We start from the raw sequence: 26,730 nt of genomic DNA on the forward strand, positions 1-26,730 counted from the left end.
CCGCCGACAGGATGCGCCGCCCCGCTCACGTGGCCGGACACCGTGCTCCCGGCCGCTGCCACCGACGGCGGCCGGGGTGGGTGGGTGCTATTGCTGCAGGACGTAGGTTCCGGGTGCGTCACAGAGGGCCGCATAGCCGTGCTCCGGGGCGCCCATCGTCGGCGCCCGCTCGCTGCCGGTCGAGTGATCGACGAGCCACTTCTGCCACGCCGGCCACCACGACCCCTGGTAGCTCGGCGTCGTCTCCTTCCAGGTGGCAGCGTCAAGGAAGCGTTCGCCTTCGCGGCAGACGCTGAGCTGGTAGGAGCGGCGCGGGCGGCCGGGTTCGTTGACGATGCCGACGTTATGCCCGCCGCTGGTGAGGACGAAGGTTAGTTCGGTGGCGTCGCTTTGCAGGTGCAGCTTGTACACCGAGCGCCAGGGGGCGACATGGTCGGCAACCGCGGCGACGGCAAAGATCGGCACGTGGATGCTGCTGATCGAGATGGCGCGGCCGCCGACCATGTACTTGCCTTCGAAGAGCTCATTGTCGACGTACAGGCGGCGCAGGACCTCTGAATGCTGGCGATACGGCATGCGCGTGCCGTCGGCGTTCCAGGCCATCAGGTCGAACATCGGTTCCCGGTGCCCGAGGTAATACTCGCGTACCATCTTGGACCAGATCAGGTCGGCTGACTTGAGGAGCTGGAAGCCGCCGGAGACCTGCTTGTGGCCGAGATAGCCCTTTTCCCACATCATGTCCTCGAGCAGCGTGACTTCGCTGGCGTCCATGAAGACGTTGATCTCGCCGACGTCGGTGAAGTCGGTCATGGTGGTGAACAGCGTGATGCTCGCCAGGCGGTCGTCGCCCTCACGGGCCATCGCGGCGGCGGCGATGGTCAGCAGGATGCCGCCGAGGCAATAGCCGACGGTATGGATCCTGCGACCCGGGAGAATCTCCGAGATGGCGTCGATGGCGGCCATCGTGCCGAGCTTGCGATAGTCCTCCATGCCAAGGTTGCGGTGCTCGGCGCGTGGGTTCATCCAGGAGATCATGAACACCGTGTGCCCGCGGTCGACCAGGTACTTGACCAAGGAGTTGTGTGGCGACAGGTCGAGGATGTAGTACTTCATCATCCACGCCGACTGCATCAGGACCGGTTCGCGCTGCACGGTTTCGGTGGTCGGCGAATACTGGATCAGTTCCATCAGCAGGTTGCGATAAACGACCTTGCCGGGAGTGATGGCGAGGTTCTCGCCGACGCGGAAGGCCTCGATGCCGGCAGGCTTCTCGTCACGCAGCGAGCGGCGCATGTCTTCCCGATAGAACTCGGCACCGCGCGCGAGATTGGCGCCGCGCTCCTGGATGGTCGTCTCGGCGATCTCCGGATTGAGGAAGGGGATGTTGCAGGGGGCGGTCATGTCGAGGATCTGCTTGGCAGTGAACCAGACGGCCGCTTCGGCATGCTTGGAGACGCCACGAATCCCCGTCGTCGCGTTGTGCCACCACTGCTGGTTGAGCAGGAAGCCCTGTGACACCACGTTGTAGGGATAGCGTTCCCACCCCGGATGGTCGAAGCGATGGTCGCCGGGGAGCGGCTTGATGCATGGTTCCGCCTTGCCGGTGACGGCGGACGAGAGCGCGTAGGCGCCCAGACGCATCGCCTTGCGCAGCGCCTTGGCGCCAAGCTGGAACTGCTTGCCGGGTGAGGATGCGAGATGCACCGTCCAGTCAAGATAGGCCATCGCCAGCGATGCCGGCGAGATGCCGCCACTCATCTGGCCGAGCGCGATGTTCGTCATGCGGTCGATGTTTTCCAGGGCGTCCGAGTCCAGCAGGTGGCGGTCACCCAGCCGCCGCGAGAGGTCGCCCTGGGCCGTCCGCGGCGCTGCGGCCGCCGCAGCGGGCAGGGGTTCGGGGGCGGGCGCCGCCTGCGCCGTTGCTGCGGGCGCCGCGTCGGCAGCCGGGATCGCCGGCGCTGCCACGTTCTTCCTGCGACTGCCCGCAGTCGAGCGGCTGCGTCGCTTCGCCGACGCGACGGGTGATGTGCCGGGATCTGCTCCTGCCGCGTCGCCGGGCGGAACTTGTTCAACAGTCTGGACCATGGGGGGCTCTCCGTTGTGCTCTGTGACAGGCGTCCATCGTGCGCACCGGTGCGCGCGTGTGAGGCTATCCTAAGGCATCGCCGGAGTGCCGTCCTGATCCAGGTCAACTGCTGCCGCTGCGACGCGAGCCGCTCGCCGCCGCAGGTCCCGGCGCGGGCTGCCGCCGTTGGTTGCGACGGCTCGCCGCTGTTCGATGTGCCCTTCGGTCTGGCGGCTGTGTTGCAGTGCGCCTGATGCTTGACTCAACGGTGCTCAACGGTCGACAATGCCGGGATTGCTCGTACTGGCAGCAGCAACGTCCGCCGGGGTCGCTGCTGAGGGGAGATCCGGGGCATGCGACACCGGGCTTGCTGCTGCGGGGCAGCATCTTCAGGCGACTTCTTGTCGCCGCGGCGCCGGGCCACGCAAAGGATGGCGGGACAGGCGAATCAGGCACGCAGACGCGGCACGCAATTTCCTGTGACGACGACGGTTTCGAGACTCCTCGGAGCGGTGGTCGGCGCAGGCCAGGAGCGCGGCATCGTGTGATGTCGCGGTATTTTTTTGGGGGTTGACATGCAAATCAATGGCAGTGTGTTTGTGGTAACGGGCGCAGGTTCGGGTCTCGGAGCAGAAACGGCGAGCGGCCTGGTCAGCGCGGGTGGCAAGGTGGTGATCGTCGACGTGGACGCCGGTGCCGGCGAGGCGCAGGCCGCCGCGCTGGGCGCCAATGCGCGGTTTGCCAAGACTGACGTCACCGACGAGGCGAGCGCACGCGCCGCCATCGACCTCGCCGTCAGCGAATTCGGCGGTGTGCACGGACTGGTCCAGTGCGCCGGCGTTGCTCCACCGAAGAAGGTCCTGGGCCGCGAAGGTCCGCACGACCTGGCGACCTTCGCGCGGGTGGTCAACATCAATCTCGTCGGTACTTTCAACATGATTCGCCTGGCTGCCGAGGCCATGGCGCGCAACGAACCGAACGCAGGGGGCGAGCGCGGCGTGATCGTCAACACGGCTTCGGTGGCTGCTTACGATGGGCAGATCGGGCAAGCCGCCTATGCCTCGTCGAAAGCGGGGGTCGTTGGACTGACGCTGCCGGTGGCGCGCGAACTTGCGGCGCATGGCATCCGCGTCGTCACGATCGCCCCCGGCATCTTCGAGACGCCGATGCTCAAGGGCCTGCCGCAGGCGGCGCAGGATTCCCTCGGCAAGATGGTGCCGTTCCCGTCGCGCCTTGGCAAGCCGGCCGAGTACGCGGCGCTGGTGCGCCACATCTGCGAGAACGGCTACCTCAACGGTGAGGTCATCCGCCTCGACGGCGCCATCCGCATGGCCGCCAAGTAATTCGCGGACGGGCTGGAGATCAACCAGGCGGGCGTTGCCCGCCCATTTGCAAGGAGTGTCTCATGAGTGAGTCTGTTGTCATTGTCGGCGCCAAGCGGACGCCGGTGGGTTCCTTTCAGGGCCAGTTCGCCGCGCTGAGCGCGCCGCAGCTCGCGGCCGTTGCAATCAAGGCTGCCGTCGAACAGGCGGGAGTCAAGGGAGAGGATATCGATGAAGCGCTGATGGGCTGCTGCCTGATGGCCGGTGTGCGGCAGGCGCCGGCACGGCAGGCCGTGCTCGGAGCGGGTCTGCCGAAGTCGGTGCCATGCACCACGCTGACCAAGATGTGCAGTTCGGCGCAGAAATCGGTCATGATCGCCCACGACGAGTTGTTGGCGGGTTCGATCAACGTCGCCGTCGCCGGCGGCATGGAGTCGATGACGAATGCACCGCACGTCCTGACGACCGCCCGTTCGGGTTACCGGCTGGGCAACGGCGTCCTGCACGACCACATGTTCCTCGACGGCCTCGAGGATGCCTATGAGCAGGGCAAGCTGATGGGCGCCTTTGCCGAACTGTGTGTCGACAAGTACAGCTTCTCGCGTGAGGCGATGGACGCCTTTGCCGTCGAGTCGGTGACGCGGGCGCAGAAGGCGGTGACCGCTGGCGTCTTCGCGGCCGAGATCGCTCCGGTCACGATCACCACGCGCAAGGGCGAGGAAGTGATCTCTCTCGACGAGACGCCGATGAAATGCGACGCGTCGAAGATCAGCAAGCTGAAGCCGGCCTTCAAGAAGGACGGTGCGGTGACGCCGGCCAATTCGTCATCGATCTCCGACGGCGCAGCCGCCTTCGTCCTGATGCGCGAATCCGACGCCACCAAGGCGGGTATCAAGCCGCTGGCCCGGATCGTCGGTCATGCCACCTTCGCCCATGATCCGGCCTGGTTTACGACGGCACCGGTCTATGCCTTCCAGAAGCTGCTGCAGAAGGCCGGCTGGCAGACCAGCGACGTCGACCTATGGGAGATCAACGAGGCCTTCGCAGCGGTGACGATGGCCTCGATGCGTGACCTCGACCTGCCGCACGACAAGGTGAACGTCAATGGCGGCGCGTGTGCGCTCGGCCATCCGATCGGCGCCACCGGTTCGCGGATTCTGGTGACGCTGCTCTATGCGCTGAAGGCGCGCGGCCTCAAGCGTGGCATTGCCGGACTGTGCGCCGGTGGTGGCGAGGCAACCGCCATCGCCATCGAAGTCCTCTGAGCCAGTCGCCAACCCATGCACCCACCCCGCATGGCGGGGTGGGCCAGGAGTGAATCCGATGTTGATCGACAAGAAACATATCGGCATGAAAGTGCCGCCACACTCGGTGACCCCGACGGCGTGGCAACTCAAGTGGTTTGCGAAGGCGACCGGGGAGACGAACCCGATCTACTTCGACGAGGCGGCCGCTGCGCAGGCCGGCCTGCCCGGCGTGCTGGTGCCGCCGACCTTCTTCTTCTGCATGGACATGGACAAGGACCATCCTTTCGACTACCTCGAGACGATGGGCTGCGACCTCGGCAAGATGCTGCATGGTGAGCAGTCATTCGTCTATCACCAACCGGTCCATTCGGGTGAGAAGCTGGATTTCGATGGCGTCATCACCGACATCTACGACAAGAAGAACGGCGCTCTGCAGTTCGTCGTCAAGGATGTCAAGGTGCTGCGCCAGGGCGAACTGGTGTGCGACGTGCACTCCGTGATGGTCATTCGGGCATAGGGGAAGGTCGATGACGAAACCGAATTTTGATGCGCTGAACGTTGGCGATGCGATCCCGTCGTTCACCACCGAGCCGGTGTCGCGGCTGACGCTGGCGCTCTACGCCACGGGTTCCGGTGACCACCATCCGCTGCACCTCGATCAGGATTACGTGCGCTCGAAGGGGATTCCGGACGTTTTCGCGCACGGCATGCTCGGCATGGCCTATCTCGGCCGACTGTTGACGCAATGGGTGCCGCAGGCGGCGATTCGCAGCTTCGGCGTTCGTTTCACGGCCATCACGCAGGTTGGTGAGCGCCTCGTGTGCACCGGCAAGGTGGTCGAGAAGCTGGAGCAGGCCGGTGAGAAATGTGTTCGTCTCGAGTTGACCTGCGCCAATGAGCAGGGTGAGGCGAAGCACAAGGCAGATGCAGTGGTGGCCCTGACCTGATACCCCCAGGGCCAAGACATCTGCATGATCGCGGCCGTCGTCAGACGGCCGCAGTTTGGTTGTAGAGTGCACTCAGTCTACCGTCGGGTATCCGCCTGCCGTGCCGGCAGGTGTGCCCGGCACACTGAAAGGAGATCACAGGAGTGGAAAACAAGAATCCGAATGACCAAATCAAGGGCGTCGTCAACGCTTGGGCTGACATGCAGAAGCGGATGTGGGGCGACTGGGCCTCGCTGCTGCAGAATCTCCCTGGCGTTGAAGGTGGTCCTGCCGAGGCCGTCAAGAAGGGGGTGGTTGCCGCGACCACGGGCACGAACGAGGCTGCCCGCATGCTGATGGATCGCATGAACAGCAGCCAGACGGCGATGAACCGCGTGATGGATTTCTTCTTCAAGTCGATGAAGGTCGTCGCGCCGAACATGGATGCCGGCAAGGACTGGCGGCCCGACCTCAAGGGCTTTGCCGAGCAGTGGGCCAAGGAGTCGACGGCCATGCTCGAGCGCAGTTCCGGCCTCGCTTCGCACCTTGGCGCCCTCGGCGGAACGCTGAACAAGGACCTGCCCGAGGCCTTCGGACCCTGGCTGTCCTTCCTGATGCAGGCCGCTTCTGCCGGCCACGTCGGCGAAGCGATGATTGGCGGCACAGCCGGACTCAATCGCCTGCTGTCGATGGAAGGAGAGGGCAGCGCACTCGCAGGGGTCGGCGAGATTCCCCTGTTTGGCGCGTCGCGCGAGAAGAATGCGAAGCTGTTGCGTCTCGTCGACGCGGTCGTTGATCTGCGCAAGGACAGCCTGACCTTCCACACTGCCTTCGCCGAGGCACTGTCGAGAGCAGTCGAAGCGACCGTCGAGGAACTCGCCAAGGTCGCCGCGAAGGGCGAGAAGATCAGCTCGGTGCGCCAGGTGATGGGCCTCTGGTACCGCACGGCCGACAAGTCATTGCTGGTGACCTTCAATACGCAGGAGTTCCTCGACAAGCAGAACGCCTTCACCAGGTCGCAACAGCAATTCAAGCTCGCCCAGCGGGCGGTCGTCGAGGACGTCTTCCGTGGTCTGGACATGCCGACGCGCAGCGAACTGGATGAGGCCTATCAGGTGATCCACGAACTCAAGATGGAGGTCCGGGCTCTCAAGAAGGCATTGCTGCCGGCAGCAACGGCGGCAGCGACCAAGGCCGTCACTGCGCCGCGCAAGGCTGCGGCAGCGCGTGCCAAGAGCGAATGAGCCGGAAGGCTGAACCTCATTTGCCGGCTGACAAGCCAATAGACCTTTAGGAGGGTGCTATCGATGTTTTCTTTCCCGATCCAGATTCTCCCCGCCGACGTGGCGGAGGAAACCGCAGCCTTGAACGCGAAGCTCGCCAAGGGCATCAACAATCTCACCAACCTGACTGACGACGACATCGACATCGGCAGCACGCCGAAGGACGTCGTCTTCGCGCAGGACGGCATCAAGGTCTATCACTACCACCCGCTGGTCGATCAGGCGAAGATCATGAAGACGCCGCTGCTGATCGTGCCGCCGCTGATCAACGGCTACGAGGTGGCCGACCTGCAGCCCGATCGTTCAGTGGTCCGCAACCTGCTGAACGAGGGCCTCGACGTCTACCTCAACGACTGGGGCTACCCGCGCCAGGTGGACAAGTACCGCACCGTCGACGATTACATCAACGGCTACCTCGATGAAACGGTCGATTTCATCCGCCGGCACCATGGTGTGGACAAGATTTCCCTCTTCGGCATCTGCCAGGGAGGGACGATGTCCACCACCTATTCGTCGCTCAATCCGGACAAGATCAGCCACCTGACGCTGACCGTCTCGCCGATCGACTTCGACGCCTACAAGGCGAACCACAAGCCGCACGAAGGCTTGATGTTCACCATGGGTGCCGACGCCGATGTCGAGAAGATGGTTGCCGTGCATGGCAACGTACCTGCTTCGGTGCTGAACGAGTCGTTCATGATGGCTTCGCCGTTCATCCTCAACTACGGCAAGTATGCGGACGTGATCGACATCCTGGATGACCGGCCGGCCCTGCAGAACTTCCTGCGCATGGAAAAGTGGCTGTTCGGTGGCCCCGACGCCGTCGGCCAGACCTTCAAGGAGTTCATTCGCGACTTCCTGAAAGGCAACAAGCTTGTCAAGGGAACGCTGGAGGTCGGCGGTCGCAAGGTGGACCTGAAGAATCTGACGATGCCGATCCTCAACATCTTTGCCGAGAAGGACCATATCGTGCCGCCGCCGTGCACGGTGGCCCTCGGCAAGCATGTCGGCAGCCAGGACTACAGCGAGTTTGCCATCAATACCGGGCATATCGGCATCTACACCGGCGGTCTGGCGCAGAAGGTGCTGGCACCAAAGGTGGCCGGCTGGATGCGCGAGCGCGGCGCCTGAGTTCCGCCAGCCGACTCCTCTGACGGGGGGAGCGGAAGTGAGCGGAGCGGACGCCCCGCGCGACGTCAGGCTGCGTTTCTGCAGCCGCGGCGCCGCGCGGGGCGTCTTCCGTTTGCGCCGACGACTTGCGTGCCCGCCATGACGCTGATGTTCGACCTGAGGAGCGCCATTCTGGCGCTCTCCGACGCGCTCGACCTGGTCGGAGTGAATGATTTCCAGCATGGCAAGCGGGTGGCGATGATCGCGCGCGAGACGGCGCGCGTACTGGGCCTGCCGGAACAGCGGCTCGACCGCATCGTCTGTGCTGGCCTGTTGCACGATGTTGGCGTCTCTTCCACGGCCGTTCATCGGCGCCTGCTGCGCCAGACCGACTGGCACGACCGCAACGCACATTGCGAGACCGGCTACCGCCTGCTGCGGCCCTTTGCCCACCTGTCGCTGCTCGCCAACGCCGTGCGCCACCACCATACACCGTGGTGCGAAATCCCGCTGGCGCTCGGCGAGCCGGATGCGCTCGACAGCAACCTGATCCAGCTCGCCGACCGGGTGGACGGCATGCTGTTGCAGCGAGGTCTCGACAACCCGCTCTTCAACAGGATCGGCATCGTCGAGGCGATCACGGCTCTTGCCGGCAGCGTTCTGTCACCGGAGGCCGCGCGCGCCTTTGCCGCGGCAGCCGAGCGCGAGGCGTTCTGGATCGCGCTGGCACCGCGCCATGTCCTGCGCTATCTCGCCGACCTGGCGCTCGGCGAGTGGCAGATGAGCATCGACTTCCCGCAGTTCAGCCATGTCGCGCGGTTGATCTCGAGCATCGTCGATGCCAAGAGCCCCTTCACCGCCGCCCACTCAATCGGCGTCGCCCGACTCGCACGCCACCTCGGCGAGCGGGTCGGCTTCGACGACGATGCGCTGGCGAAGATCGAGGTCGCGGGCCTGATGCACGATGTCGGCAAACTCTGCGTGCCGGACGAGATCGTCGACAAGCCGGGCAGCCTGACCCCACTCGAGTTCTCTGTCATGGAAAGGCACGCCTTCGAGACCTACCAGATCCTTCGCCATATCCCCGGCCTGGAGCAGGTCGCTGAGTGGGCGGCCTTCCATCACGAGGCGTTGAACGGCCACGGCTACCCGTTCCGGCGTGACGCCGGGAGGCTGTCGACCGAGGCGCGGATCGTTGCCGTTGCCGACGTGTTTCAGGCGCTGGCGCAGGAGCGACCGTATCGCGGCCGGCAGCAGGCCGAAGAGATCCCGCGTTTCCTCGACGACTTCGTTCGCCAGGGCGTTCTCGACGGCGACCTGGTCGGCGTCGCCTGCGATGACCTCGACGGCAGTTGGCGGGCAGCGACCCTGCCGCTGCCAGGCGACGGGGATGGGTGAACAGCGGCTGCCAGCGGCGTCTGCCGGCCTGCCGCCCGTTTCGCCGCCGGCAGCCTGGCTGCGCCTGTCGGCGATCGTCGCCATGCTGCCGCTCGTCGGCAGTGCCTTCGCCGCGCCGCCGCTGTGGGTCGGCCGCTTCGATGGCAGTGCCGGTGGTCTGCCCGCTGGCTGGACGGTCGAGCACCTGAACCCCCGCTTCACGGCGACCGAATACCGCCAGCGCTTGTGGGATGGCGTTGCCGCCGTCGAGGCGACGGCGGTCAGGAGCATGGCGCTGCTCGTCCGGCCGCTGGAGGTCGATCTTGAGATCACGCCGGTTCTTTGCTGGCGATGGCGTATCGATGCGCCATTGCTCACCGCCGATCTCGACAGCAAGGCTGGCGACGACTACGCGGCGCGCGTCTACCTGAGCTTCAGCGTCCCTCCGGCCTCGCTCGGCCTGGCAACCCGCAGCAAGCTGGCGATTGCGCGCAGCCTCTGGGGTGCCTCGCTTCCCGACGCGGCGATCAACTACGTCTGGGACAACAAATACCCCATCGGCACATTGAGGGCCAACGCCTATACGGATCGTGCCCAGATCCTGGTGCTCGAAAGCGGCGCCGGGAGGGCTGGCCGCTGGGTCAACGAGAGGCGCGACGTGAGCAGCGATCTTCACCGTGCTTTCGGCGACCTGCCGGCGCGACTGAGCGGGCTGGCGATCGCCAGCGATACGGACAACACGGGCGAGTCTGCGCGTGCCGGCTTCGCCGACTTCCACTTCGTCGCGCGGGACGCAGCCTGCGCCTTTCCTTGAGTCGGCGCCATGAGGATCCTGATCGTCGAGGACGAGGTGAAGATGCGACTCGTGCGAGGCCCTGTCCGCGGACAGCGGGCTGCATCTGGATGCATGTGGGTCGGCCATCGTCTGTGGCAACAGGCTGATGCTGCGGCGTGCGATCGGTAAACTGCTGTCGAACGCCGTCCGCCACGCGCTGCCGGGCGGTCCGGTCACGATTGGTGTGGCCGGCTCCGCAACGGCTGAGGCAGTGGTCAGCCAGCGGCTGCGCATGCCGCAGCGAGCTACGCGGCATGGCGTTGTTTCGCTGATCGAGCCGCCGCGAGGAGCAGCCGAACGCATCGTCGCACGTGCCTTCCCGCAGCGCTGACGGCGTCGCCTGGCCCCCGCAAGTGCGGGCAACCGCGCTGCCCCTGGCCGTCGCGGATGGTGACGGCACAGTCGCGGCGCTTGGCGACGGAGCCGCATGCGGCTAAACTGCCGTCTCCCGGGATCAGGAACCAAGTCTCGCCAACCGGGTGGCGCACAGCCTGCGGAGCCCACCTCAGATGCATCGTTCGCTCATCGTCCTGCCCGATGATACGGGCCAACCGATCGTCGACGCGATCAACGCGGCGCAACGCTCGATTCGAATCAAGATGTTCCTCTTCTCCGACCCGTCGCTGCTGGCAGCGGTGATCGCGGCGCGGCAACGTGGGGTCAGGGTGCGGGTGATGCTGAACCCGGCGCGCCGCAGTGGCGAGGCCGAGAACAAGTCGAGCCGCCGGATGCTCGAGGAGGGCGGCGTCGAGGTTGCCGACAGCAATCCAGCCTTCGACATCACGCATGAGAAGTCGCTGGTCGTCGACGAAGAAACGGCCTTCGTGCACTCGCTCAACTGGGAAACGAAGAACCTCACCGTGACGCGCGATTATGCGGTGGTCACGTCGCACCGACACGAAGTGGACGAGATCGTCCAGTGCTTCGATGCCGACTGGTCGCGCGAGAAATTCGATCCGGGCGAGGAGTCGCACCTGATCTGGTGCAACATCAACGGCCGCAATCGCATCGCGCGTTTCATCGACGCGGCCAGCGAATCACTCTTCCTGCAGAACGAGCGCTATCAGGACGAGGTGATCATCGAGCGACTGGTGCGCGCCACCCGCCGCGGCGTCAAGCTGCACGTGCTGGCGCGGCCGATGCACTTCCTCAAGGCGGGGAAGCTGGTCGAAGGCGTCGAGGGACTGCGCATCCTCGAAGACCTGGGTGCCAAGGTGCACCGTCTCAAGGGACTCAAGCTGCATGCGAAGATGATGCTCGCCGACGGCAAGCGGGCGATCATCGGCTCGATCAACCTGGCACCGGGCAGCTTCGACAGCCGCCGCGAACTCGCCATCGATGTGCGCGACGAGGTGGTCGTCAGGCGCCTCGGGGAGGTGGTCAACCAGGACTGGCACAATTCGCGGCCGCTGGATCTGTCGGACGAAGGCCTGCTCGCGGATCTCGCCGAGGACGAGCCGGATGTGGCGGAAATGCTGGCCCTGGACGTCCCGCACGGCGATTCTGGCGAGCATCACCGGCGCAGCGCCGACAGCGCAGCGGACGCTCACGCCGGGCACAACGGGCACAACGGGCACAACGGGCACGGGCATGAGGGGCACAGGCATCACGGCAACTAGCCATTGCCCACTGGCAATGGAAGCGACTTTGCAGCAACCGGCTGGAGGCTGCCGACAAGTTTTTGGACCATACTGGACAAAAAGGAGAGAAGGCTGATGAGCAATCTGATCGTAGTTGCTTACGAGGACCAGTTCCGGGCAGAGGAAGTCCGCACCAAGCTGCGCAAGTTGCAGCAGGACTACCTGATCGACCTCGAGGATGCTGTCGTCGCAGTGAAGGACGAGAAGGGCAAGGTCAAGCTGCACCAGATGTACAACCTGACGGCGAGCGGCGCCCTCAGCGGTGGCTTCTGGGGAACGTTGATCGGCCTCATCTTCATGAATCCCCTGCTTGGCCTGGCGGTCGGCGCAGGCGCCGGTGCCGTCGGTGGAGCACTGACCGACGTCGGGATCAACAATGATTTCATGAAGGATCTGGCAGCAACCTTCGGCAACGGCAGTTCGGTGCTCTTCGTCCTCGTCCGCAAGGCGACTCCGGACAAGGTTCTGGAAGAACTGCAGGGCACTGGCGGCAAGGTCATCAAGACTTCATTGACCCATGAGGAGGAAGCGAAACTGCAGGCCGTCCTGGACAAGGTGCAGACGCCGGCTGCAGGCGAAGGCTGAATCAGATGTGGTGGCAGCCAAGGGGGAGGACATGGCGCGGGAGTCACTTCGTGCTGAGCGGCTTGCTGTTCTTCGTGACGCTGGCCACCGCACAGCCGGTCTACGAAAGCCGTGACCGGGCTGGTCCGGTCTTTTCGGATATGCCGAGCCAGGGCTCCCGCGAGGTGCACCTGCCACCGGTCAACGTGATCGATGCGCCGGCGGCAGCGGCGTCGCCGGCGTCGCCGCCGGCGGCTGCCGCATACGCCCGCGTGCAGATCACGGAGCCCGAGGACGGTGGTACGGTCCATTCGAATACCGGTCAGTTTTCCATTGCGCTGATCCTCGATCCGCCGCTGCAACCCGGCAGGGGGGATGCCATCGCAGTCCGCCTCGACGGGACCGTGTTGCCCGACAGGCGCACGACACTGCAGTTCGATCTCACGACCGACGAATGGCAGATGGCGGCTCGCGACGCGGTCGAGCATACGCTCGAGGTGGCAGTCGTCGACCGGGCTGGCAAGGCGCTGCTGGTCGCTGCTCCGGTGCGCTTCTACGTCCATCGGGCGTCCCGGCACGATTGAACGCGGCTGCGGCGGTGACGAGCGCAGGAGCATGATCGAGCCGGCGGCGCCGACGCGGCATCAAGCCGGACGAGCCCCTGTGGGTCGTTGGTGACTTCGAGGTGAGCGAGCGGGGCGCCATCAACCTGCTCGACAACGTGTTGCGGCACGCTCGGGCAGGCGGCGAGGTCGGCATCGGAGTGCAGCGGCCGGGTGTCGGCAGACTCCGCAGACTCCGCTTCTGGGGCGACAATGAGGGCGTCGCGGCGAACGACAAGCCGTGCCAGCGGATGCTCCAGCGCTTGAGCCGCACCGACGCGATGCAGAAGGGCTCTGGATCCGGACTCGGGCTGTACTTCGTACGCACGCTGGCGGCACCTCATGGCGGTGCCGCGGGAGTCGAGCATGCCGCCGGCCGCATCCGCTTCTGGGTCGAGTTGCCGGCAGCCGTCGATCCAGCGCCCGAAGCAGACGACCAAGGCGGCTGAGTGGCCCATTTTTTTGGTAAGCTTCGGCGATGCGCATCGCCCAGCTCTCCGATCTCCACCTGAGCAGCCAGCCGCTGTACGGCGTGGTCGATACGCTGGGCGCTCTCGATATGGCGTTGCAGCGTCTGAGCGCGGGGCCGGCACCGGATCTGTTGCTGCTCAGCGGCGATCTGGCGAGCGGTGGGCGTCGCGAGGAGTACGCCTTGCTGCGTTCGCGGATCGCCGCGCTACCGTTTCCCAGCGCCCTGCTGCCGGGCAACCATGACGATCGCGACAACCTGCGCGCAGCGTTCTGCGCGCAGGCCTGGACGCCGCCGCCGCTGTGCTGCCAGCGGATCGACCTCGACGGTGGCACGCTGCTGCTCCTCGACTGCATCGTTCCCGGTGAGGAGTGGGGGCAGGTGGCGGCGCCACAGATCGACTGGCTGGAAAGTGCCTGCCCGCGGCGTCGACCGGTGCTGCTGGCGCTGCACCATCCGCCCTTCAGCGTCGGCATCGAGGGAATGGACCGCATTCGCTGCCGCGGTGAGCGGTCGCTGGCGGCCTGGCTGGCTCGGCACGAAGAGGTCGAGGCGCTGCTGTGCGGGCACGTCCATCGTTTCGTCAGCACCACTTTTGCCGGCCGGCCGGCGCTCGTCGCGCCGTCGCCCGCGCACCAGATCGCCCTGCAGGAGGGACCGTTGGCCTATACGCTCGAGCCCGGTGCCTACCTGCTGCACGACTGGTTGCCTGGCGAGCGACTGTGCAGCCACTACCTGCCGGTGGCGGTGAGCCCAACGCAGTGCTACGGCGACGGCTAGGCGGGTGTTGGCCGGCATCCAGCCCGCCCGCTTCCGGGTTTGATCCACCCACTCTGTCCTGGCGAGGTGGCCGATGGGAAAGGAAGTGACAGGGAAGGGCTGCACGGCAGACGACTTCGAGCGTTTTCGACGGCGTCTGGACGAAGAGACCCGGCATGCGCATTCGGCATACTTCCGGGGCGCATTCGCCGACGACGCGCTGGTTGCCGGCTTCGAGCTAGAGGCCTGGCTGGTTGGCCAGGATCTCCAGCCCGTGCCGCGCAACGTTTCGTTCCTGGCGCGCCTGGACAGTCCGCTGGTCGTTCCGGAGCTGTCGCGCTTCAACGTCGAACTCAACGGTACACCGCAACCGCTGCACGGAAGCGCACTTTCACGTCTGGAGGGCGAGCTTGCCGCGACCTGGGAGCAGTGTCAGCGCGTTGCCGCCGCCGACGACAGCGCACTGCTCGCCATTGGCACCCTGCCGACGCTGCGGGAAGAGGATCTGTCTCTCAGCAACATGTCGCCGGCGCGACGTTACGAACTGCTCAACGAGCAGATTCTCCGGCTGCGTGGCGGCAGCCCGCTGAGCCTCAACATCGCTGGCATCGACACGCTCGCCACCATCCACAGCGATGTCATGCTGGAAGCGGCGACGACGTCCTTTCAGGTGCATCTGCAGGTACCTGCCGGCGAGGCCGCGCGCGCCTACAATGCCTCGCTGATCCTGGCAGCGCCATTGGTTGCACTGGCTGCCAATTCACCTTTCCTCTTCGAGCGTGCACTGTGGCACGAGACGCGTGTGCCGCTCTTCGAACAGGCCGTGGACTGCTGCGACCCGGGGTGCCCACAGCACATGCGGGTCACCTTCGGTTCCGGCTACCTGAGCGCCGACCCGACCGCCTGTTTCGCCGAGAATCTCGCCAGCTATGCCGTCCTGCTGCCTTTCGAGATCGCCGGACCGATTGAGTCCTACGCGCACCTGCGCCTGCACAACGGCACCATCTGGCGCTGGAACCGAATGCTGATCGGCTTCGATGACCGGGGCCGACCGCACCTGCGCATCGAGCAGCGGGTGATGCCAGCCGGCCCGAGCATCGTGGACATGATTGCCAACGCCGCCTTCTATTACGGCACGGTCCTCATGCTGATGCGGCAACCGCTGGCTCCCGAGGCACAGCTCTCCTTTGCCGAGGCCCGTGAGAACTTCTACCGCGCCGCACGCTACGGGCTCGATGCACAGCTGCTCTGGTTGGGTGGCCAGCGCGTGTCGGCTGGCGAACTGCTCGAGCAGCAGTTGCTGCCACTCGCGCGTGCCGGACTTGATCGCCTCGATCTGTCCACTGCCGATGTCGCGCGTTACATGGAGGTGATCGCCGGCCGTCTGCGCAGCCGGCGCACCGGCGCCGCATGGCAGTTGGCCCACCACGCGCGGCACCACGACTTTGCCCGGCTGACCGCCGACTATCTTGATCACCAGCGCCACCTCATGCCGGTGCATGAGTGGCCGATTTGAACTGCAAGCTTGATGCTGACCGTCCTCGATACCCTGCCCGAACGCTTTCTCGATACCCCCGCCCGCGAACTGCATCAGATCTTCAGTGGCCCGACGCTGATCCACCTGCCCGGCCGCCGGCAGCCCGCACTGTTCGTCTCGGTGCTGCTGCATGGCAATGAAGACAGCGGCGTCGTCGCCTTGCAGCGCCTGCTGCAGCGCAATGGCAGACGAATGCTGCCGCGCGCGCTGTCGATCCTGATCGGCAATGTTGCCGCTGCGCGCAAGGGACTGCGCCGGCTCGACGGGCAACCCGACTACAACCGCGTCTGGCCCGGAGGGCACGCGCATTCCGATTCGCCGGAAGCCGCCAGCATGGGCGAAGTGCATCGGCTGATGCGCGAACGCGGCGTTTTCGCCAGCATCGACATTCACAACAACACCGGCCTCAACCCGCACTATTGCGTCGTCAACCGGCTGGAGCAGGCAGTCCTGCATCTCGCCCTGCTGTTCTCGCGCACGGTCGTCTGGTTCCGTGGTCTTGCCGGCACGCAGACCACTTCGTTTTCGCCGCTCTGTCCGGCGCTGACGGTGGAATGTGGCAAGCCGGGCAGCGAGGCCAATGCCGAACACGCGGCACGCTTCGTCGAAGCGTGCCTGCACCTGTCGCAGTTTCCTTCCCATGAGGTGCACGAACACGACATCGACCTCTATCACACGCTGGCCACCGTTCGCGTTCCCGCAGCGGTCTCCTTCGGCTTCGGCGAGTCGCGAGCCGACATCGACTTTGACCCGAAACTGGACCACATGAACTTCCGTTCGCTCGAGCCCGGAACCGTCTTCGGCCACACCCGGCTGCCGTTGCCGATTGGCGTCATCGATGAAAGTGGCTGCGATGTTGCCCGTGAGTTCTTCAGCTGTGAGGATGGCCGCATCACCCTGCAACGGCCGGCGACCCCGGCCATGCTGACCCTCGACGAGAAGGTGGTGCGCCAGGACTGCCTGTGCTACCTGATGGATCGGCTGCCACTTGCCAACTGGCAGCCGCACGGGCGCGTGCTGTGTACCAGCGCCTAGCGCGCTGGCGAGTCCCGCCAACGATCCTCGCCAGCCGCGCTTTCCGCTGGCGGCGGGCAAGCGGCCAGCAGGATGCACGCGGCTCTTGCGGTCAGGATCGGGAACGGCAAGCGCCGTCCACATCGGCGATCCAGCTGCAACAGGCGCTGGTCGCGGGTCAGCAGCAGGTCCGCGCGACAGCGCCGGGCGAGGACGAGGAACTTTTGGTCGTCGGCATCACGGCACGCTGGCAGGGGATCGTCCCCATCCCGCTCGCCTGCGTCCTCGCAGGCGAGCGCAAAGCGGCGATAGGCGTCGAGCAGAGCTGACCGAGCGACGGCGGTCAGGCGAAAACGCGGATAGCTGCTCACCCGCTGCAGTTCAGCAAGGCAGTGGCGGTCGGTGAAGCACTGCAGCTGGCCGCGGTCGATTGCCGCCTGCAGGCTGCAGAGGTACGGATCCCGAAAGTGCAGGAGGTCGAGAACGATGTTGGTGTCGAGGACCGCGCGCATGGCCTACCAGGGCTGCAGTTCGCCGACGACATGGTCGGCGATCGCGAGACAGGCGGTGAGGCCGGGGGACTCGATGCCGAACAGGTTCACCAGGCCAGGGATGCCATGCTGTAGTGGCCCCTGGATCAGGAAGTCGGCAGCCGGCGCAGCCCGGCCAGCGAGCTTCGGCCGTACGCCGGAGTAGGCCGGTTGCAGGCTGCCTGGCGGCAGCCCGGGCCAGTAGCGGCGGACCTCCTTCTCGAAGGCGGCTGCCCTGTCGCGGCTGACGCTGTAGTCAAAGGCGCTGTGCCCACCTCCAGCGGGCGGGTCGGGCAGCCACTGGACGTCCGGCCCGAAACGCGCCTGCCCGGCGAGGTCGAGGGTCAGATGAATCCCCAGTCCGCCAGTCTCCGGCAGCGGGTACACCAGTCGCGAGAACGGTGCGCGGCCCGTGAGGGCGCAGTAATTGCCCTTGGCGTAGTGCATCGCCGGCAACGCCACCGATGGAAAGCCTGCCAGTGACGCGGCCACGTCGGCAGCCCAGAGACCGGCGGCGTTGATCACCAGCGGGCAGCGCAGCCGCAGCTTGTCGTTGCCCCCGCATTCGAGCACGATGCCGCTTGCTTCGATCACGCCGCCGAGGAGTGGGCTGCGGCAGGCAAGCACTGCCCCGGCGCGCTCGGCATCACCGAGCAGCGCCAACATCAGGCCGTGGCTGTCGATGATGCCGGTGGACGGCGACAGCAGGGCGGCGGTGCACGCCAGTTCGGGCTCGAGAACGCGAGTCTCGGCGGCGCTGAGCCAGCGCAGGTCGTCGACGCCATTTGCTTCACCCTGTTCCTGCAGCGCCGCTAGCCTTCCCTCGTCGGCGCTACTGGTGGCGACGATCAGCTTGCCGCAGCTGCGGTGAGCGACGGCATGAGAGCGGCAGAAGTCGTGCAGCCGGCGCCGGCCAGCGACGCACAGAGTCGCCTTGAGCGAGCCGCTGGGGTAGTAGAGCCCGGCGTGGATGACCTCGCTGTTGCGCGAACTGGTCTCGCGGCCGAAGCCGTCGTTCCGTTCCACAATCAGCGTTTCGATTCCTCGCCTTGCCAGCGCACGCGCGCAGGCCAGGCCAATCACCCCGGCGCCGATGACCGCTGCGGCAATCCGTTCCATCTTCGCTCCACGGCCAAAGGACGCATTGTACATGCCGCCGGCAGCGAAGCCTGGGGTGCTGACGGGGCGTGCAGGGCTTTGCCTCGGCCGGCATCAGTGGTTACACTGGCGGTAATCATCCCATCCCGGTCAAGGCGGCCGCCGCCGTATCGCCAGCCATGCTCAGCCAAACCCGCCCGAGCCACGACGAGGTCATCGCCAGTACGCGGCATTGGCTCGAGCGCGCGGTGATCGGGCTCAACCTCTGTCCCTTTGCCAAGGGTGTCCACGCCAAGGGACAGATCCGCTACGTCGTGAGCCCGGCAGAGAACGATGAGTCGCTGCTCGACGACCTGCAGCTGGAATTGCTCTCGCTCTGCGCTACCCCTGCCGACGAGGTGGATACGACCCTGCTGATCCATCCGTGGGTGTTGACCGACTTCGCCGACTTCCTGCGCTTCCTCGATCTGGTCGATGTCGTCCTGCAGACCCATCGCCTGCATGGTGTCCTGCAGGTGGCCAGCTTCCATCCCGACTACGTCTTCGCCGACAGCACGGTCGATGACATCACCAACCATACCAATCGCTCGCCGTTTCCGACGCTGCACCTGCTGCGCGAGGCCAGTCTCGACCGGGCGGTGGCGGCTTTTCCCGAAGCGGCGATGATCTATGAGCGCAACCTGCAAACGCTGCGGCAGCTTGGTGCCGACGGCTGGCAGGCACTCGCAGCCGGGGTTTCACGAGCGGCCAAGGAGTAGGCTGGCGATGCCCGGGTTGCCGTTCCGCGTCGCAGTGCGCGAGGAGGAGGTCGAGATCACTGCCGTGCGCGCGCAGGGTGCCGGCGGCCAGAACGTCAACAAGGTTTCGAATGCGATCCATCTGCGTTTCGCCATCGCCGCCTCGTCGTTGCCCGATGAGCTCAAACGGCGTTTGCTGCTCTGGCGCGACCAGCGGATCAGTGGCGACGGCGTCGTGATCATCAAGGCACAGGCCCACCGCAGCCTGGAGCGCAACCGGGACGATGCGCTGTGCCGTCTGCGCGAACTGATCGCTCGCGCCGCGGCGGTCGCGCCGCCGCGCCTGCCGACGCGGCCGACCAGCAGTTCACAGAAGCGCCGGCTGGACGGCAAGCGGCAGCGTGGCGCAGTGAAACTGCTGCGCGCGCGGGTCAACGACGACCAGTAGGGGAGGGTAGAGGAGATGCCGATGACTGGGGCAGGGATTCTGCGCCTCCGGTTCGAGGGAATGCGCCCGGCGCAATGGCCGAGTCGCAACGCGGTCCCCGGTCAGCAGTCCACGGCGGCCGCGATCGATTTCCTCATCACAACAGTATCCGCTTGCAGTCGGCGGCAGGAGAGGGGCCATGGCCTATCAGGATAGCTTCGACATCCACAGCCGCGGTCGCGGCACGATCGAGATTACGGCCGAGGTGGGGCGCATTGCACGCGCTGCGGGAGTAGCGGCTGGTATCGCGCACGTTTTCGTCCTGCACACGAGTTGTTCCCTGCTGCTGACCGAGAACGCCGATCCATCGGTGCGCCGAGACCTGGAGACCCTGGCCGGGCGCTGGGCGCCCGACGCCGATCCGGCGTATCAGCACGACTGCGAGGGTGACGACGACATGGCGGCACACGGACGCAGCATCCTCGCCGGAGTGTCGGTGACGGTGCCCGTGAGCAACGGCACGCTGCGCCTCGGAACGTGGCAGGGAATCTATCTCTGGGAGCACCGGACGGTCGCCCATCGGCGGCGGGTGGTGGTTACCGTCGTCGGCTGACGGGACCGCTGGTGGCAGCGGGCCTGCCGAATTCTTGCTAGACTGGCTCCCGCGCAGTCCGCGCGCAGGCGACAGGGCGGTTGCATCGGGCGAACGGCAGCAGCGATCATCTGCCACACCCCTACGCCCGCTGTTCGCCCTCAGCGTGGATGACTGAGTATGGGCGCACGGCAGCGGCGACCGCCAACACTTGAAAGGGGACGCAATGAGAATCGGATTCATCGGCCTCGGCATCATGGGGCGTCCGATGGCGCTCAACCTGCTGCGCGGTGGGCACCATCTCACCGTCTGGGCGCGCCGGCTGGAGTCGATGCAGCCACTCCTCGACGCCGGCGCCAGCGGCGCCGACAGTCCGGCGGCGTTGGCCGCGGAGACCGAACTGGTGATCTCGATGGTGGCCGATGCGCCCGATGTCGAGCAGGTGATGCTGGGCGAGAACGGCGTCGCCAGCGGCGGCCGGAGCGGACTGGTGGCCGTCGACATGAGCACGATCCGGCCGTCGGCCGCCCGCGCCATCGCCGGCAGGCTTCTGGCAGGAGGAATCGATTTCCTCGATGCGCCGGTTTCCGGCGGCGAGGTCGGCGCGATTGCCGGCACGCTGTCGATCATGGTCGGCGGCAGCAGCGCCGCGTTCGATACGGCGCAGTCGGCCTTCGCGTGCATGGGACGGAACATCGTCCACGTCGGCGATTCGGGTGCCGGCCAGGTCGCGAAGGCGGCCAACCAGATCGTCACCGGCGTCGGCGTCCTGACCGTTGCCGAGGCGCTGAACTTCGCCGCGCGGAGCGGCGTCGACCCGGCTCGCGTGCGCGAGGCGCTGCTCGGTGGCTTCGCCTACTCGAGAATCCTCGAGAACCACGGTCAGCGGATGCTCGACCGGAACTTCAAGCCTGGCTTCAAGTCGTGGATGCACCAGAAGGACATGAACATCGTCATGCAGAGCGCGCACGAACTGGGTCTGTGTCTGCCGGTGGCGGCGGCGACGGCGCAGATGTTCAACGCCATGGTCGGCTCGGGGCTTGGCGAGGAGGATTCGATCGCCATTCTCAAGCTCCTCGAGCGTTTGTCCGGGGGTGAAGGCTGATGCGGCTTGGTTTCATCGGCTGCGGCGTGATGGGGCGGCCGATGGCGCTGAACCTGTTGCGCGGCGGCCACCGGCTCGCGCTCTGGGCGCGGCGGCCGGAAGCCGCGCAGCCGTTGCTGGCGGCGGGCGCGGTGGCCTGCGCCAGTCCGGCGGCGGTGGCGTCCGCGGCCGAGGTGGTGTTCACCGTCGTCACCGCAGACGCCGACGTCGAGCAGCTTGCCTTCGCTGCCGGCGGGTTGGCAGAAGGATTCGCCGCCGGCTCGATCCTGGTCGACATGAGCACCATCGCGCCGCAGGCGGCGCGCTCGATCGCCGGGCGGCTGGCGAGGCTGGGTGTCGCCATGCTCGACGCGCCGGTCTCCGGTGGCGGGCAGGGCGCCAGCGATGCCAGCCTGTCGATCATGGTCGGCGGCCAGGCGGCGGTACTGGAGCGCGTGCGGCCGCTTTTCGAACTGCTCGGCAGCACGATCGTGCACGTCGGCGACCATGGCGCCGGGCAGGTCGCGAAAGCGTGCAACCAGATGGTGATGGTGGCGACGATCCAGGCGGTTGCCGAAGCGTTGTACCTGAGCCGCGCCGCCGGTGTCGATCCGTCGAGGGTCCACGCCGCCCTGGCAGGGGGTTCGGCCGGCAGTCGCGTGCTGCAGGCGATGGGCGGCCGGATGGTCACGCGCGATTTCGCTGCCGGTGTCGAGGCGCGTCTGCATCACAAGGACTACGCGGTGTTGATCGCCGAAGCGCACCGTTTGGGGCTGCCGCTACCGGTTTCGGCGCAGGTCTGCCAGCAACTCAACGCGCTGATGGCGTTCGGCTGGAGGCATTGCGACACCGCTTCACTGCTGCGCGTCCTTGAAGCGGGGCAGTTGGCGAGCGGCAGCCACTGAACGCCCGACGGCGCAGCGCCTGCGGCAGCAAGCCGCGCCGCGTCACTTGTCGACGAACGCCCGCTCGATCACGTAGTCGCCCTGCGCACCAATGTACGGCGAAACCCGGAAGCCTCGCACGTCGAGCAGCGCGCAACAGTCCTTGATCATCGCCGGACTGCCGCAGACCATCGCCCGGTCGCGCGCGGGATCGAGCGGCGGCAGGCCGATGTCGGCGAAGAGATGGCCGCTGTCGATCAGTTTCGTGATGCGGCCCTGATGGCGGAAGGCTTCGCGGGTGACGGCAGGGTAATAGATCAGCTTGTCGCGCACCAGATCACCGAAGAACTCGTGCTGCGGCAGTTCCTCGCTGATGAAGCGGTGGTAGGCCAGGTCGTCGATCCAGCGCACGCCGTGGATCAGCACGACTTTCTCGAAGCGCTCGTAGGTTTCCGGATCCTGGATCAGGCTGATGAACGGTGCCAGCCCGGTGCCGGTCGCCAGCAGGTAGAGGTTCTTGCCCGGCCGCAGGTCGCGCAGCACCAGCGTGCCGGTCGGCTTGCGGCTGACGACGACCTCGTCGCCGACCGCCAGGTGCTGCAGCCGGGAGGTCAACGGCCCGTCCGGCACCTTGATGCTGAAGAACTCGAGGAACTCGTCGTGGTTGGCGCTGGCGATGCTGTAGGCGCGGGTCAGCGGTCGCCCCTCCTGCGGCAAGCCAAGCATGACGAACTGCCCGTTGATGAAGCGCAGCGCCGGGTCGCGCGTGGTGCGGAAGCTGAACAGGCGATCCGTCCAGTGGCGGACCGAAAGGACCCGTTGTGCGGAGTAGGTGCTCATCTTGTTTCCCATCGTGATTCCTGACGAAGCCATCGTGCTCCGTCGTGATATATTTGTAAAACAGATTATTTACATAAGTGTTATCGATTGGAGCGATATGAGATTCACCTTGCGGCAGATGGCAGTCTTCGTTGCGGTTGCTCGACACGAGAATGTGTCGCGCGCGGCCAGCGAGGTGTCCCTGTCGCAGTCGGCGACGAGCACGGCACTCGCCGAACTCGAACGTCTCTATGACACACAGCTTTTCGACAGGTTCGGCAGGAGCCTGCGGCTGAACGAGCGCGGGCAGGCGCTGCTGCCGCAGGCGGTCGAGCTGCTCGAACGCGCGGCGGCGATCGACAGCGTTCTCGAGGGCAGGGCGGGCTACGGCAGGCTGCGCATCGGCGCGACGCTGACCATCGGCAACTACCTCGCGACGCTGATCGTCGCCGACTTTCTCCGGCGACACCCGGAAAGCGGTGTGCAGTTGAAGGTGCACAACACGGCGACGATCATCGAGCAACTGGCGCAGCACGAACTCGATCTCGGCCTGGTCGAGGGGAGTTGCCGCCATCCCGACCTGGTTGTCGAGCCATGGGTGGCGGACGAGTTGGTCGTCTTCTGTTCGCCGACTTACCCCCTGGCGCGAAAGGGCAGCGCGACGATCGCGGAGTTGATCGAGCAGCCTTGGATCGTGCGCGAAACCGGTTCGGGTACGCGCGAAACCCTCGACCGGGCTCTGCGCGAGGATTGCTCGCGGCTGCGGATTCGCCTCGAACTCGAGCACACCGAGGCGATCAAGCGCGCCGTCGAGTTCGGGCTCGGAATCGGCTGCATTTCGCGTCTGGCATTGCGCGAAGCATTCGGTCGGCGCAGCCTGGTGCCGATCGCGACACCGGAACTCGATCTCCGACGCCATTTCCACTTCCTGCAGCAACGGCGCAAGTTCCAGACTGCGGGCATGCGTGAGTTCGTCGGCATCTGCCGCTCGCTGACTGTCGGCGCCGAGCGGAGCGACCTGATCAGGTGGTCGCTGGCCGGCGAGGGGTGAGCAGGGGAACACAGGCTGCGCCTCGTCAGCCGCGCGGCCGCCGGCGTTGCGTCGTGTCACCGGCGACATGATGTCGGGGATCGACGGGCCCGGCACGGGGTACCTGATGCCGGCTCTCGTGAGGTGGCCGGCGGCTGCCGTGCGGCAGGCGGTTCAGGTAGAATGCGTTCGTGGTCGGCGGAGTGGGTACTCGGGGGAAGTTCGGATGGACAGGGTGCGGGACATCGAAGAAGCAATAGGCGCCCACGCGCGCTGGATGTCCGAGCTCCGGCAGGCTGTCCTCGACGCCACGGCGGGCGTGGATGTGGAAGCGATCCGGGCCGACGACCGCTGTGACTTCGGACAATGGCTGTACGGCCCGCGCCTGTCAGCCGAGGACCGTGCGGCCGAGGACTTCGACGAAGTGCGCCGTCTGCACGCGGAATTCCATCAAATGGCGGCTGAGGTGGTCGAGCGGGCCATGGCCGGACAGACGGTCGAGGCTTATGCGCTGCTTTATGGCGAGTACGTGACTCTGTCGGGGCGGCTTGCGCTCGCCATGCGTGCGTGGCAGGCGCGCCTGCTGCGGGGGATTGCCGGCGACGCCTAGCTCATCATCGGGCAGTTGCTCGCCCGACGACGGCTCTGCGGCGCCGCACAGGCGATTGCGGATGGACGTGGGAAGCCCAGGCAGACCGCTGACGGCAGCGCGAAAGGCAACCACGACCCGTTGCGGACGGCGTGCCGGTCAATTCGCCGTCACGGGTGCGGCGACGGCCGGCACGGCGACTGCGAGTTCATCGATCCGGCGCAGGCGACGGCTCAGCTCCCGGGCCAGGTTCATGACGATCAGCGTGAAGGTCGGCAGATCCGCCTCGTGGATCTGGAAGAGGCTGCCGTTGTCAAGCGCCACGAGCCGAACGGGCTCGAGCGCGCGGATGCTGGCCGAGCGGTACTGCATGTCGATCAACTCCATTTCGCCGAAGACGTCGCCGACACTGAGGAGGGCAATGCCCCTGCCGAGAGGATCGACTGCTGCCGGGCACGCCTTGAGAACCTCGACCGCTCCGCTGCAGATGACGAAGAGCGAGTCACCCTCTTCGCCCTCGCGCACGATCACTTCACCGGCTGTGAACTCCTGCGGCCGCATCAAGTGCATGATCGCTCGCATTGCCGCATCGCCGACGCCACCGAACAGCGGTTGCTCCTGCAGGAACCGGACCGTTTCCATTGTGCTCTCCGTCACCCGTGCTCGGAGACGTATTTTGCAGCGACCGCTCTCGGAACGGAAGGGCTGCGCCACGGCTGCCGGCGTACGGTGGTGTTCCGTCCGCCACTGAACGGTCGACTCGTGCCGGCATCGGTACTGCGCGCGAGATCGTTCGGCGAACGTCAGTGGCCGGCAAGCCCCTTGGCCGCGAGGCCGCTGACCAGCGTCAGCAGGCGAGGCAGGGTGCGGGTCGCGAGATCGAAGTGGTCGACGATGTCGCGCCGCGCCTGCGCGCGCAGGGGCTGCGTCGCCAGCGGGTCAGCGAGGACGGAGACGATCGTCGTCGCCAGCTCGTCCGGCGAGAAGAAATCGACCAGCAGTCCATTGTGTCCCGGTCGCAACACTTCGCGGACAGGGGCTGTGTCGGAGGCGATCAGCGCACAGCCGCAGGACATCGCTTCGAGCAGTGACCACGACAGGACGAAAGGGTAGGTGAGATACACGTGCGCTGTCGACAAACGCAGAACGTCGATGAAGCGCGGGTAAGGAATCTTGCCGAGGAAGTGTACGCGGCCGAGATCGATTTCGCTGCCGAGTTCGCGCAGGTAATGCTCCCGGTAGGTACCGCCACCGGGCAACGGGCGGCCGTAACTGACCTCGTCACCACCCACGATCAGAACCCGCACGCGAGGCCGCGCAGCAAGAACCGCAGGCAGTGCCCGCATGAAAGTGTGAAAGCCTCGATACGGTTCGAGATTGCGGGCGACGTAGGTCAACACCTCGTCCCCCGAGCGCAGGGTACCCCTGCCGCCAGGAAGGACGAAGCCAGCAACCTGTCCCGGGGAGACGAGATCGCTGCGTATGCCGTCGTGAATCACCTCGATGCGCGGCCGATAGACGTCCGGGTATTGCTCCCGCTGCCAGTGCGTCGGGCTGACACCCGCATCGCCAGCATCGAGGCTGATCAGTTGCGCCGTGTTGCGGGCACGAACACGGCAGCGGTCGTCGAAGGAACTCGGAAACTCGGGGTCAAAGCCGACGTCGGAGCCGCTGCCGCGATAGAAGAACTCGAGATAGAGCAGCAGCGGTGCGGTGGGGAAGACATCCTTCAGGAACAGGGCCTCCCCCCAAGCCGGGTGGGCGCAGATGACGTCCGGAACGAAGCCGTGACGGCGCAGTTCGAGTGCCAGGCGCGCGACCGATTGACCGCGGCGGACCGCAGCCTCGCTACTGTGAAGGTAGTGGTGTGTCTGCCGCGAGGCACCCTGGGGCTGCGGGTAACCAAGCAGACGCACGCGCGGATGAAAGCCCTGCATGCGTCTGAGGCTCGCCTCCTCGCCGATGGCGACGACCTCATTCGCCCGTGAATCGGCGAGGGCAGGCGCGAGGTGGCGGTACTGGCCGGGGAAGTTCTGGTGTACGAAGAGAATGCGCATTGCGGGTCGTCTGGAAGAGTGGAAGCAGAAAGCGAGCGACCTGAATCTTAGCCGATCGACGACGCGGCAAGCGCCAGGAAAGCGTTCGTCGGTGCGCTTTCGCAGAGCGGCGTCCGCTGCCTCCGGGCAGGAC

At 66.1% G+C, this 26,730-nt stretch carries 29 protein-coding genes; 23 read left to right on the forward strand and 6 right to left on the reverse strand.

Annotation, left to right across the window (positions count from 1 at the left end):
- Window positions 1-87: 87 nt before the first annotated feature.
- Window positions 88-1,965, reverse strand: a complete 1,878-nt coding sequence (locus NFW30_RS08630) for an alpha/beta fold hydrolase (protein WP_295351213.1) — start codon at window positions 1,963-1,965, stop codon at window positions 88-90.
- Between the two features lie 675 nt (window positions 1,966-2,640).
- On the opposite strand from NFW30_RS08630, the gene NFW30_RS08635 reads away from it, so the two are divergent.
- The 16 genes from NFW30_RS08635 (at window position 2,641) to NFW30_RS08710 (ending at window position 16,771) form a co-directional block, all read left to right on the forward strand.
- A complete protein-coding gene (locus tag NFW30_RS08635) occupies window positions 2,641-3,408 on the forward strand; it encodes a 3-hydroxyacyl-CoA dehydrogenase (protein ID WP_295351210.1) in 768 nt (255 codons plus the stop codon).
- Between the two features lie 62 nt (window positions 3,409-3,470).
- Entirely contained in the window at window positions 3,471-4,652 is a 1,182-nt protein-coding gene (locus tag NFW30_RS08640) for an acetyl-CoA C-acyltransferase (protein ID WP_295351208.1), read from the forward strand.
- 58 nt (window positions 4,653-4,710) lie between these two features.
- Window positions 4,711-5,151 carry a MaoC family dehydratase N-terminal domain-containing protein gene (locus NFW30_RS08645; protein ID WP_295351206.1) on the forward strand — a complete coding sequence of 147 codons (441 nt, stop codon included), beginning with the start codon at window positions 4,711-4,713 and terminating at the stop codon, window positions 5,149-5,151.
- A gap of 10 nt (window positions 5,152-5,161) precedes the next feature.
- Entirely contained in the window at window positions 5,162-5,581 is a 420-nt protein-coding gene (locus NFW30_RS08650; protein WP_034934006.1) for a MaoC/PaaZ C-terminal domain-containing protein, read from the forward strand.
- A 143-nt stretch (window positions 5,582-5,724) separates the two neighbouring features.
- Window positions 5,725-6,804 carry a poly(R)-hydroxyalkanoic acid synthase subunit PhaE gene (locus NFW30_RS08655; protein ID WP_295351204.1) on the forward strand — a complete coding sequence of 360 codons (1,080 nt, stop codon included), beginning with the start codon at window positions 5,725-5,727 and terminating at the stop codon, window positions 6,802-6,804.
- A gap of 63 nt (window positions 6,805-6,867) precedes the next feature.
- A complete protein-coding gene (gene phaC, locus NFW30_RS08660; protein ID WP_295351202.1) occupies window positions 6,868-7,974 on the forward strand; it encodes a class III poly(R)-hydroxyalkanoic acid synthase subunit PhaC in 1,107 nt (368 codons plus the stop codon).
- Between the two features lie 138 nt (window positions 7,975-8,112).
- Window positions 8,113-9,351 carry an HD domain-containing phosphohydrolase gene (locus tag NFW30_RS08665; RefSeq protein ID WP_295351201.1) on the forward strand — a complete coding sequence of 413 codons (1,239 nt, stop codon included), beginning with the start codon at window positions 8,113-8,115 and terminating at the stop codon, window positions 9,349-9,351.
- Window positions 9,344-10,144 (forward strand): DUF3047 domain-containing protein, encoded by an 801-nt coding sequence (locus NFW30_RS08670; RefSeq protein WP_295351199.1) that lies wholly within the window; start codon window positions 9,344-9,346, stop codon window positions 10,142-10,144. The genes NFW30_RS08665 and NFW30_RS08670 overlap by 8 nt, the downstream gene beginning before the upstream one ends.
- A 127-nt stretch (window positions 10,145-10,271) precedes the next feature.
- Window positions 10,272-10,496, forward strand: coding sequence for a hypothetical protein (locus NFW30_RS08675; RefSeq protein ID WP_295351197.1), 225 nt, complete (start codon window positions 10,272-10,274; stop codon window positions 10,494-10,496).
- A gap of 178 nt (window positions 10,497-10,674) precedes the next feature.
- On the forward strand, window positions 10,675-11,784 hold the full coding sequence (locus NFW30_RS08680; protein ID WP_295351195.1) for a phospholipase D-like domain-containing protein: 1,110 nt from the start codon (window positions 10,675-10,677) through the stop codon (window positions 11,782-11,784).
- A gap of 96 nt (window positions 11,785-11,880) precedes the next feature.
- The gene (locus tag NFW30_RS08685) at window positions 11,881-12,390 is read left to right on the forward strand and encodes a DUF1269 domain-containing protein (protein WP_295351193.1); all 510 of its coding nucleotides are present in this window, start codon (window positions 11,881-11,883) and stop codon (window positions 12,388-12,390) included.
- Between the two features lie 50 nt (window positions 12,391-12,440).
- A complete protein-coding gene (locus NFW30_RS08690; protein WP_295351191.1) occupies window positions 12,441-12,953 on the forward strand; it encodes a hypothetical protein in 513 nt (170 codons plus the stop codon).
- Window positions 12,954-13,054: 101 nt separating this feature from the next.
- Entirely contained in the window at window positions 13,055-13,420 is a 366-nt protein-coding gene (locus NFW30_RS08695; RefSeq protein WP_295351189.1) for an ATP-binding protein, read from the forward strand.
- Between the two features lie 29 nt (window positions 13,421-13,449).
- Window positions 13,450-14,220, forward strand: coding sequence for a phosphodiesterase (locus NFW30_RS08700; RefSeq protein WP_295351187.1), 771 nt, complete (start codon window positions 13,450-13,452; stop codon window positions 14,218-14,220).
- A 73-nt stretch (window positions 14,221-14,293) separates the two neighbouring features.
- Complete coding sequence (locus tag NFW30_RS08705) at window positions 14,294-15,715, forward strand: glutamate-cysteine ligase family protein (protein WP_295351185.1); 1,422 nt, start codon at window positions 14,294-14,296, stop codon at window positions 15,713-15,715.
- Between the two features lie 12 nt (window positions 15,716-15,727).
- Complete coding sequence (locus NFW30_RS08710) at window positions 15,728-16,771, forward strand: M14 family metallopeptidase (RefSeq protein ID WP_295351390.1); 1,044 nt, start codon at window positions 15,728-15,730, stop codon at window positions 16,769-16,771.
- On the opposite strand, the gene NFW30_RS08715 is transcribed toward NFW30_RS08710, so the two are convergent.
- Window positions 16,768-17,262 carry a putative toxin-antitoxin system toxin component, PIN family gene (locus NFW30_RS08715; protein WP_295351183.1) on the reverse strand — a complete coding sequence of 165 codons (495 nt, stop codon included), beginning with the start codon at window positions 17,260-17,262 and terminating at the stop codon, window positions 16,768-16,770. The two genes, NFW30_RS08710 and NFW30_RS08715, sit on opposite strands and share 4 nt — an antisense overlap.
- Window positions 17,263-17,265: 3 nt before the next feature.
- Window positions 17,266-18,399: an NAD(P)/FAD-dependent oxidoreductase gene (locus NFW30_RS08720; RefSeq protein ID WP_295351182.1), complete on the reverse strand. Its 1,134-nt coding sequence runs from the start codon at window positions 18,397-18,399 to the stop codon at window positions 17,266-17,268.
- Window positions 18,400-18,557: 158 nt separating this feature from the next.
- Here NFW30_RS08720 and NFW30_RS08725 point away from each other — a divergent pair, with 158 nt between their 5' ends.
- The 5 genes from NFW30_RS08725 (at window position 18,558) to NFW30_RS08745 (ending at window position 22,123) form a co-directional block, all read left to right on the forward strand.
- Window positions 18,558-19,136, forward strand: coding sequence for a DUF1415 domain-containing protein (locus tag NFW30_RS08725; RefSeq protein ID WP_295351180.1), 579 nt, complete (start codon window positions 18,558-18,560; stop codon window positions 19,134-19,136).
- A gap of 7 nt (window positions 19,137-19,143) precedes the next feature.
- Window positions 19,144-19,563 carry an alternative ribosome rescue aminoacyl-tRNA hydrolase ArfB gene (gene arfB, locus NFW30_RS08730; RefSeq protein ID WP_295351178.1) on the forward strand — a complete coding sequence of 140 codons (420 nt, stop codon included), beginning with the start codon at window positions 19,144-19,146 and terminating at the stop codon, window positions 19,561-19,563.
- A 178-nt stretch (window positions 19,564-19,741) separates the two neighbouring features.
- Window positions 19,742-20,155 (forward strand): secondary thiamine-phosphate synthase enzyme YjbQ, encoded by a 414-nt coding sequence (locus tag NFW30_RS08735; protein WP_295351175.1) that lies wholly within the window; start codon window positions 19,742-19,744, stop codon window positions 20,153-20,155.
- 205 nt (window positions 20,156-20,360) lie between these two features.
- Window positions 20,361-21,239 carry an NAD(P)-binding domain-containing protein gene (locus tag NFW30_RS08740; RefSeq protein WP_295351172.1) on the forward strand — a complete coding sequence of 293 codons (879 nt, stop codon included), beginning with the start codon at window positions 20,361-20,363 and terminating at the stop codon, window positions 21,237-21,239.
- Entirely contained in the window at window positions 21,239-22,123 is an 885-nt protein-coding gene (locus tag NFW30_RS08745; protein WP_295351170.1) for an NAD(P)-binding domain-containing protein, read from the forward strand. The genes NFW30_RS08740 and NFW30_RS08745 overlap by 1 nt, the downstream gene beginning before the upstream one ends.
- A 42-nt stretch (window positions 22,124-22,165) precedes the next feature.
- On the opposite strand, the gene NFW30_RS08750 is transcribed toward NFW30_RS08745, so the two are convergent.
- Window positions 22,166-22,942, reverse strand: coding sequence for a ferredoxin--NADP reductase (locus tag NFW30_RS08750; RefSeq protein ID WP_295351167.1), 777 nt, complete (start codon window positions 22,940-22,942; stop codon window positions 22,166-22,168).
- A 97-nt stretch (window positions 22,943-23,039) separates the two neighbouring features.
- On the opposite strand from NFW30_RS08750, the gene NFW30_RS08755 reads away from it, so the two are divergent.
- Together NFW30_RS08755 and NFW30_RS08760 are read left to right on the forward strand one after the other, a co-directional pair.
- Entirely contained in the window at window positions 23,040-23,972 is a 933-nt protein-coding gene (locus NFW30_RS08755; RefSeq protein WP_295351164.1) for a LysR substrate-binding domain-containing protein, read from the forward strand.
- Between the two features lie 205 nt (window positions 23,973-24,177).
- Window positions 24,178-24,561: a CZB domain-containing protein gene (locus NFW30_RS08760; RefSeq protein WP_295351161.1), complete on the forward strand. Its 384-nt coding sequence runs from the start codon at window positions 24,178-24,180 to the stop codon at window positions 24,559-24,561.
- Between the two features lie 138 nt (window positions 24,562-24,699).
- Here NFW30_RS08760 and NFW30_RS08765 read toward each other — a convergent pair whose 3' ends face one another.
- Window positions 24,700-25,182: a cyclic nucleotide-binding domain-containing protein gene (locus tag NFW30_RS08765; RefSeq protein WP_295372000.1), complete on the reverse strand. Its 483-nt coding sequence runs from the start codon at window positions 25,180-25,182 to the stop codon at window positions 24,700-24,702.
- A gap of 161 nt (window positions 25,183-25,343) precedes the next feature.
- The gene (locus NFW30_RS08770) at window positions 25,344-26,597 is read right to left on the reverse strand and encodes a glycosyltransferase family 4 protein (protein ID WP_295351156.1); all 1,254 of its coding nucleotides are present in this window, start codon (window positions 26,595-26,597) and stop codon (window positions 25,344-25,346) included.
- Between the last annotated feature and the right edge of the window lie 133 nt (window positions 26,598-26,730).

This window comes from Accumulibacter sp., assembly GCF_023806635.1.
Lineage (GTDB): Bacteria > Pseudomonadota > Gammaproteobacteria > Burkholderiales > Rhodocyclaceae > Accumulibacter.

Bases quoted from the DNA above. Each gene is read 5' to 3' on its own strand.
- NFW30_RS08635 (WP_295351210.1), top strand. From the start codon at position 2,641: ATGCAAATCAATGGCAGTGTGTTTGTGGTAACGGGCGCAGGTTCGGGT.
- NFW30_RS08640 (WP_295351208.1), top strand. From the start codon at position 3,471: ATGAGTGAGTCTGTTGTCATTGTCGGCGCCAAGCGGACGCCGGTGGGT.
- NFW30_RS08645 (WP_295351206.1), top strand. From the start codon at position 4,711: ATGTTGATCGACAAGAAACATATCGGCATGAAAGTGCCGCCACACTCG.
- NFW30_RS08650 (WP_034934006.1), top strand. From the start codon at position 5,162: ATGACGAAACCGAATTTTGATGCGCTGAACGTTGGCGATGCGATCCCG.
- phaC (WP_295351202.1), top strand. From the start codon at position 6,868: ATGTTTTCTTTCCCGATCCAGATTCTCCCCGCCGACGTGGCGGAGGAA.
- NFW30_RS08665 (WP_295351201.1), top strand. From the start codon at position 8,113: ATGACGCTGATGTTCGACCTGAGGAGCGCCATTCTGGCGCTCTCCGAC.
- NFW30_RS08670 (WP_295351199.1), top strand. From the start codon at position 9,344: ATGGGTGAACAGCGGCTGCCAGCGGCGTCTGCCGGCCTGCCGCCCGTT.
- NFW30_RS08675 (WP_295351197.1), top strand. From the start codon at position 10,272: ATGCTGCGGCGTGCGATCGGTAAACTGCTGTCGAACGCCGTCCGCCAC.
- NFW30_RS08680 (WP_295351195.1), top strand. From the start codon at position 10,675: ATGCATCGTTCGCTCATCGTCCTGCCCGATGATACGGGCCAACCGATC.
- NFW30_RS08685 (WP_295351193.1), top strand. From the start codon at position 11,881: ATGAGCAATCTGATCGTAGTTGCTTACGAGGACCAGTTCCGGGCAGAG.
- NFW30_RS08700 (WP_295351187.1), top strand. From the start codon at position 13,450: ATGCGCATCGCCCAGCTCTCCGATCTCCACCTGAGCAGCCAGCCGCTG.
- NFW30_RS08705 (WP_295351185.1), top strand. From the start codon at position 14,294: ATGGGAAAGGAAGTGACAGGGAAGGGCTGCACGGCAGACGACTTCGAG.
- NFW30_RS08710 (WP_295351390.1), top strand. From the start codon at position 15,728: ATGCTGACCGTCCTCGATACCCTGCCCGAACGCTTTCTCGATACCCCC.
- NFW30_RS08715 (WP_295351183.1), bottom strand. From the start codon at position 17,262: ATGCGCGCGGTCCTCGACACCAACATCGTTCTCGACCTCCTGCACTTT.
- NFW30_RS08720 (WP_295351182.1), bottom strand. From the start codon at position 18,399: ATGGAACGGATTGCCGCAGCGGTCATCGGCGCCGGGGTGATTGGCCTG.
- NFW30_RS08725 (WP_295351180.1), top strand. From the start codon at position 18,558: ATGCTCAGCCAAACCCGCCCGAGCCACGACGAGGTCATCGCCAGTACG.
- arfB (WP_295351178.1), top strand. From the start codon at position 19,144: ATGCCCGGGTTGCCGTTCCGCGTCGCAGTGCGCGAGGAGGAGGTCGAG.
- NFW30_RS08735 (WP_295351175.1), top strand. From the start codon at position 19,742: ATGGCCTATCAGGATAGCTTCGACATCCACAGCCGCGGTCGCGGCACG.
- NFW30_RS08740 (WP_295351172.1), top strand. From the start codon at position 20,361: ATGAGAATCGGATTCATCGGCCTCGGCATCATGGGGCGTCCGATGGCG.
- NFW30_RS08745 (WP_295351170.1), top strand. From the start codon at position 21,239: ATGCGGCTTGGTTTCATCGGCTGCGGCGTGATGGGGCGGCCGATGGCG.
- NFW30_RS08750 (WP_295351167.1), bottom strand. From the start codon at position 22,942: ATGAGCACCTACTCCGCACAACGGGTCCTTTCGGTCCGCCACTGGACG.
- NFW30_RS08755 (WP_295351164.1), top strand. From the start codon at position 23,040: ATGAGATTCACCTTGCGGCAGATGGCAGTCTTCGTTGCGGTTGCTCGA.
- NFW30_RS08760 (WP_295351161.1), top strand. From the start codon at position 24,178: ATGGACAGGGTGCGGGACATCGAAGAAGCAATAGGCGCCCACGCGCGC.
- NFW30_RS08765 (WP_295372000.1), bottom strand. From the start codon at position 25,182: ATGGAAACGGTCCGGTTCCTGCAGGAGCAACCGCTGTTCGGTGGCGTC.
- NFW30_RS08770 (WP_295351156.1), bottom strand. From the start codon at position 26,597: ATGCGCATTCTCTTCGTACACCAGAACTTCCCCGGCCAGTACCGCCAC.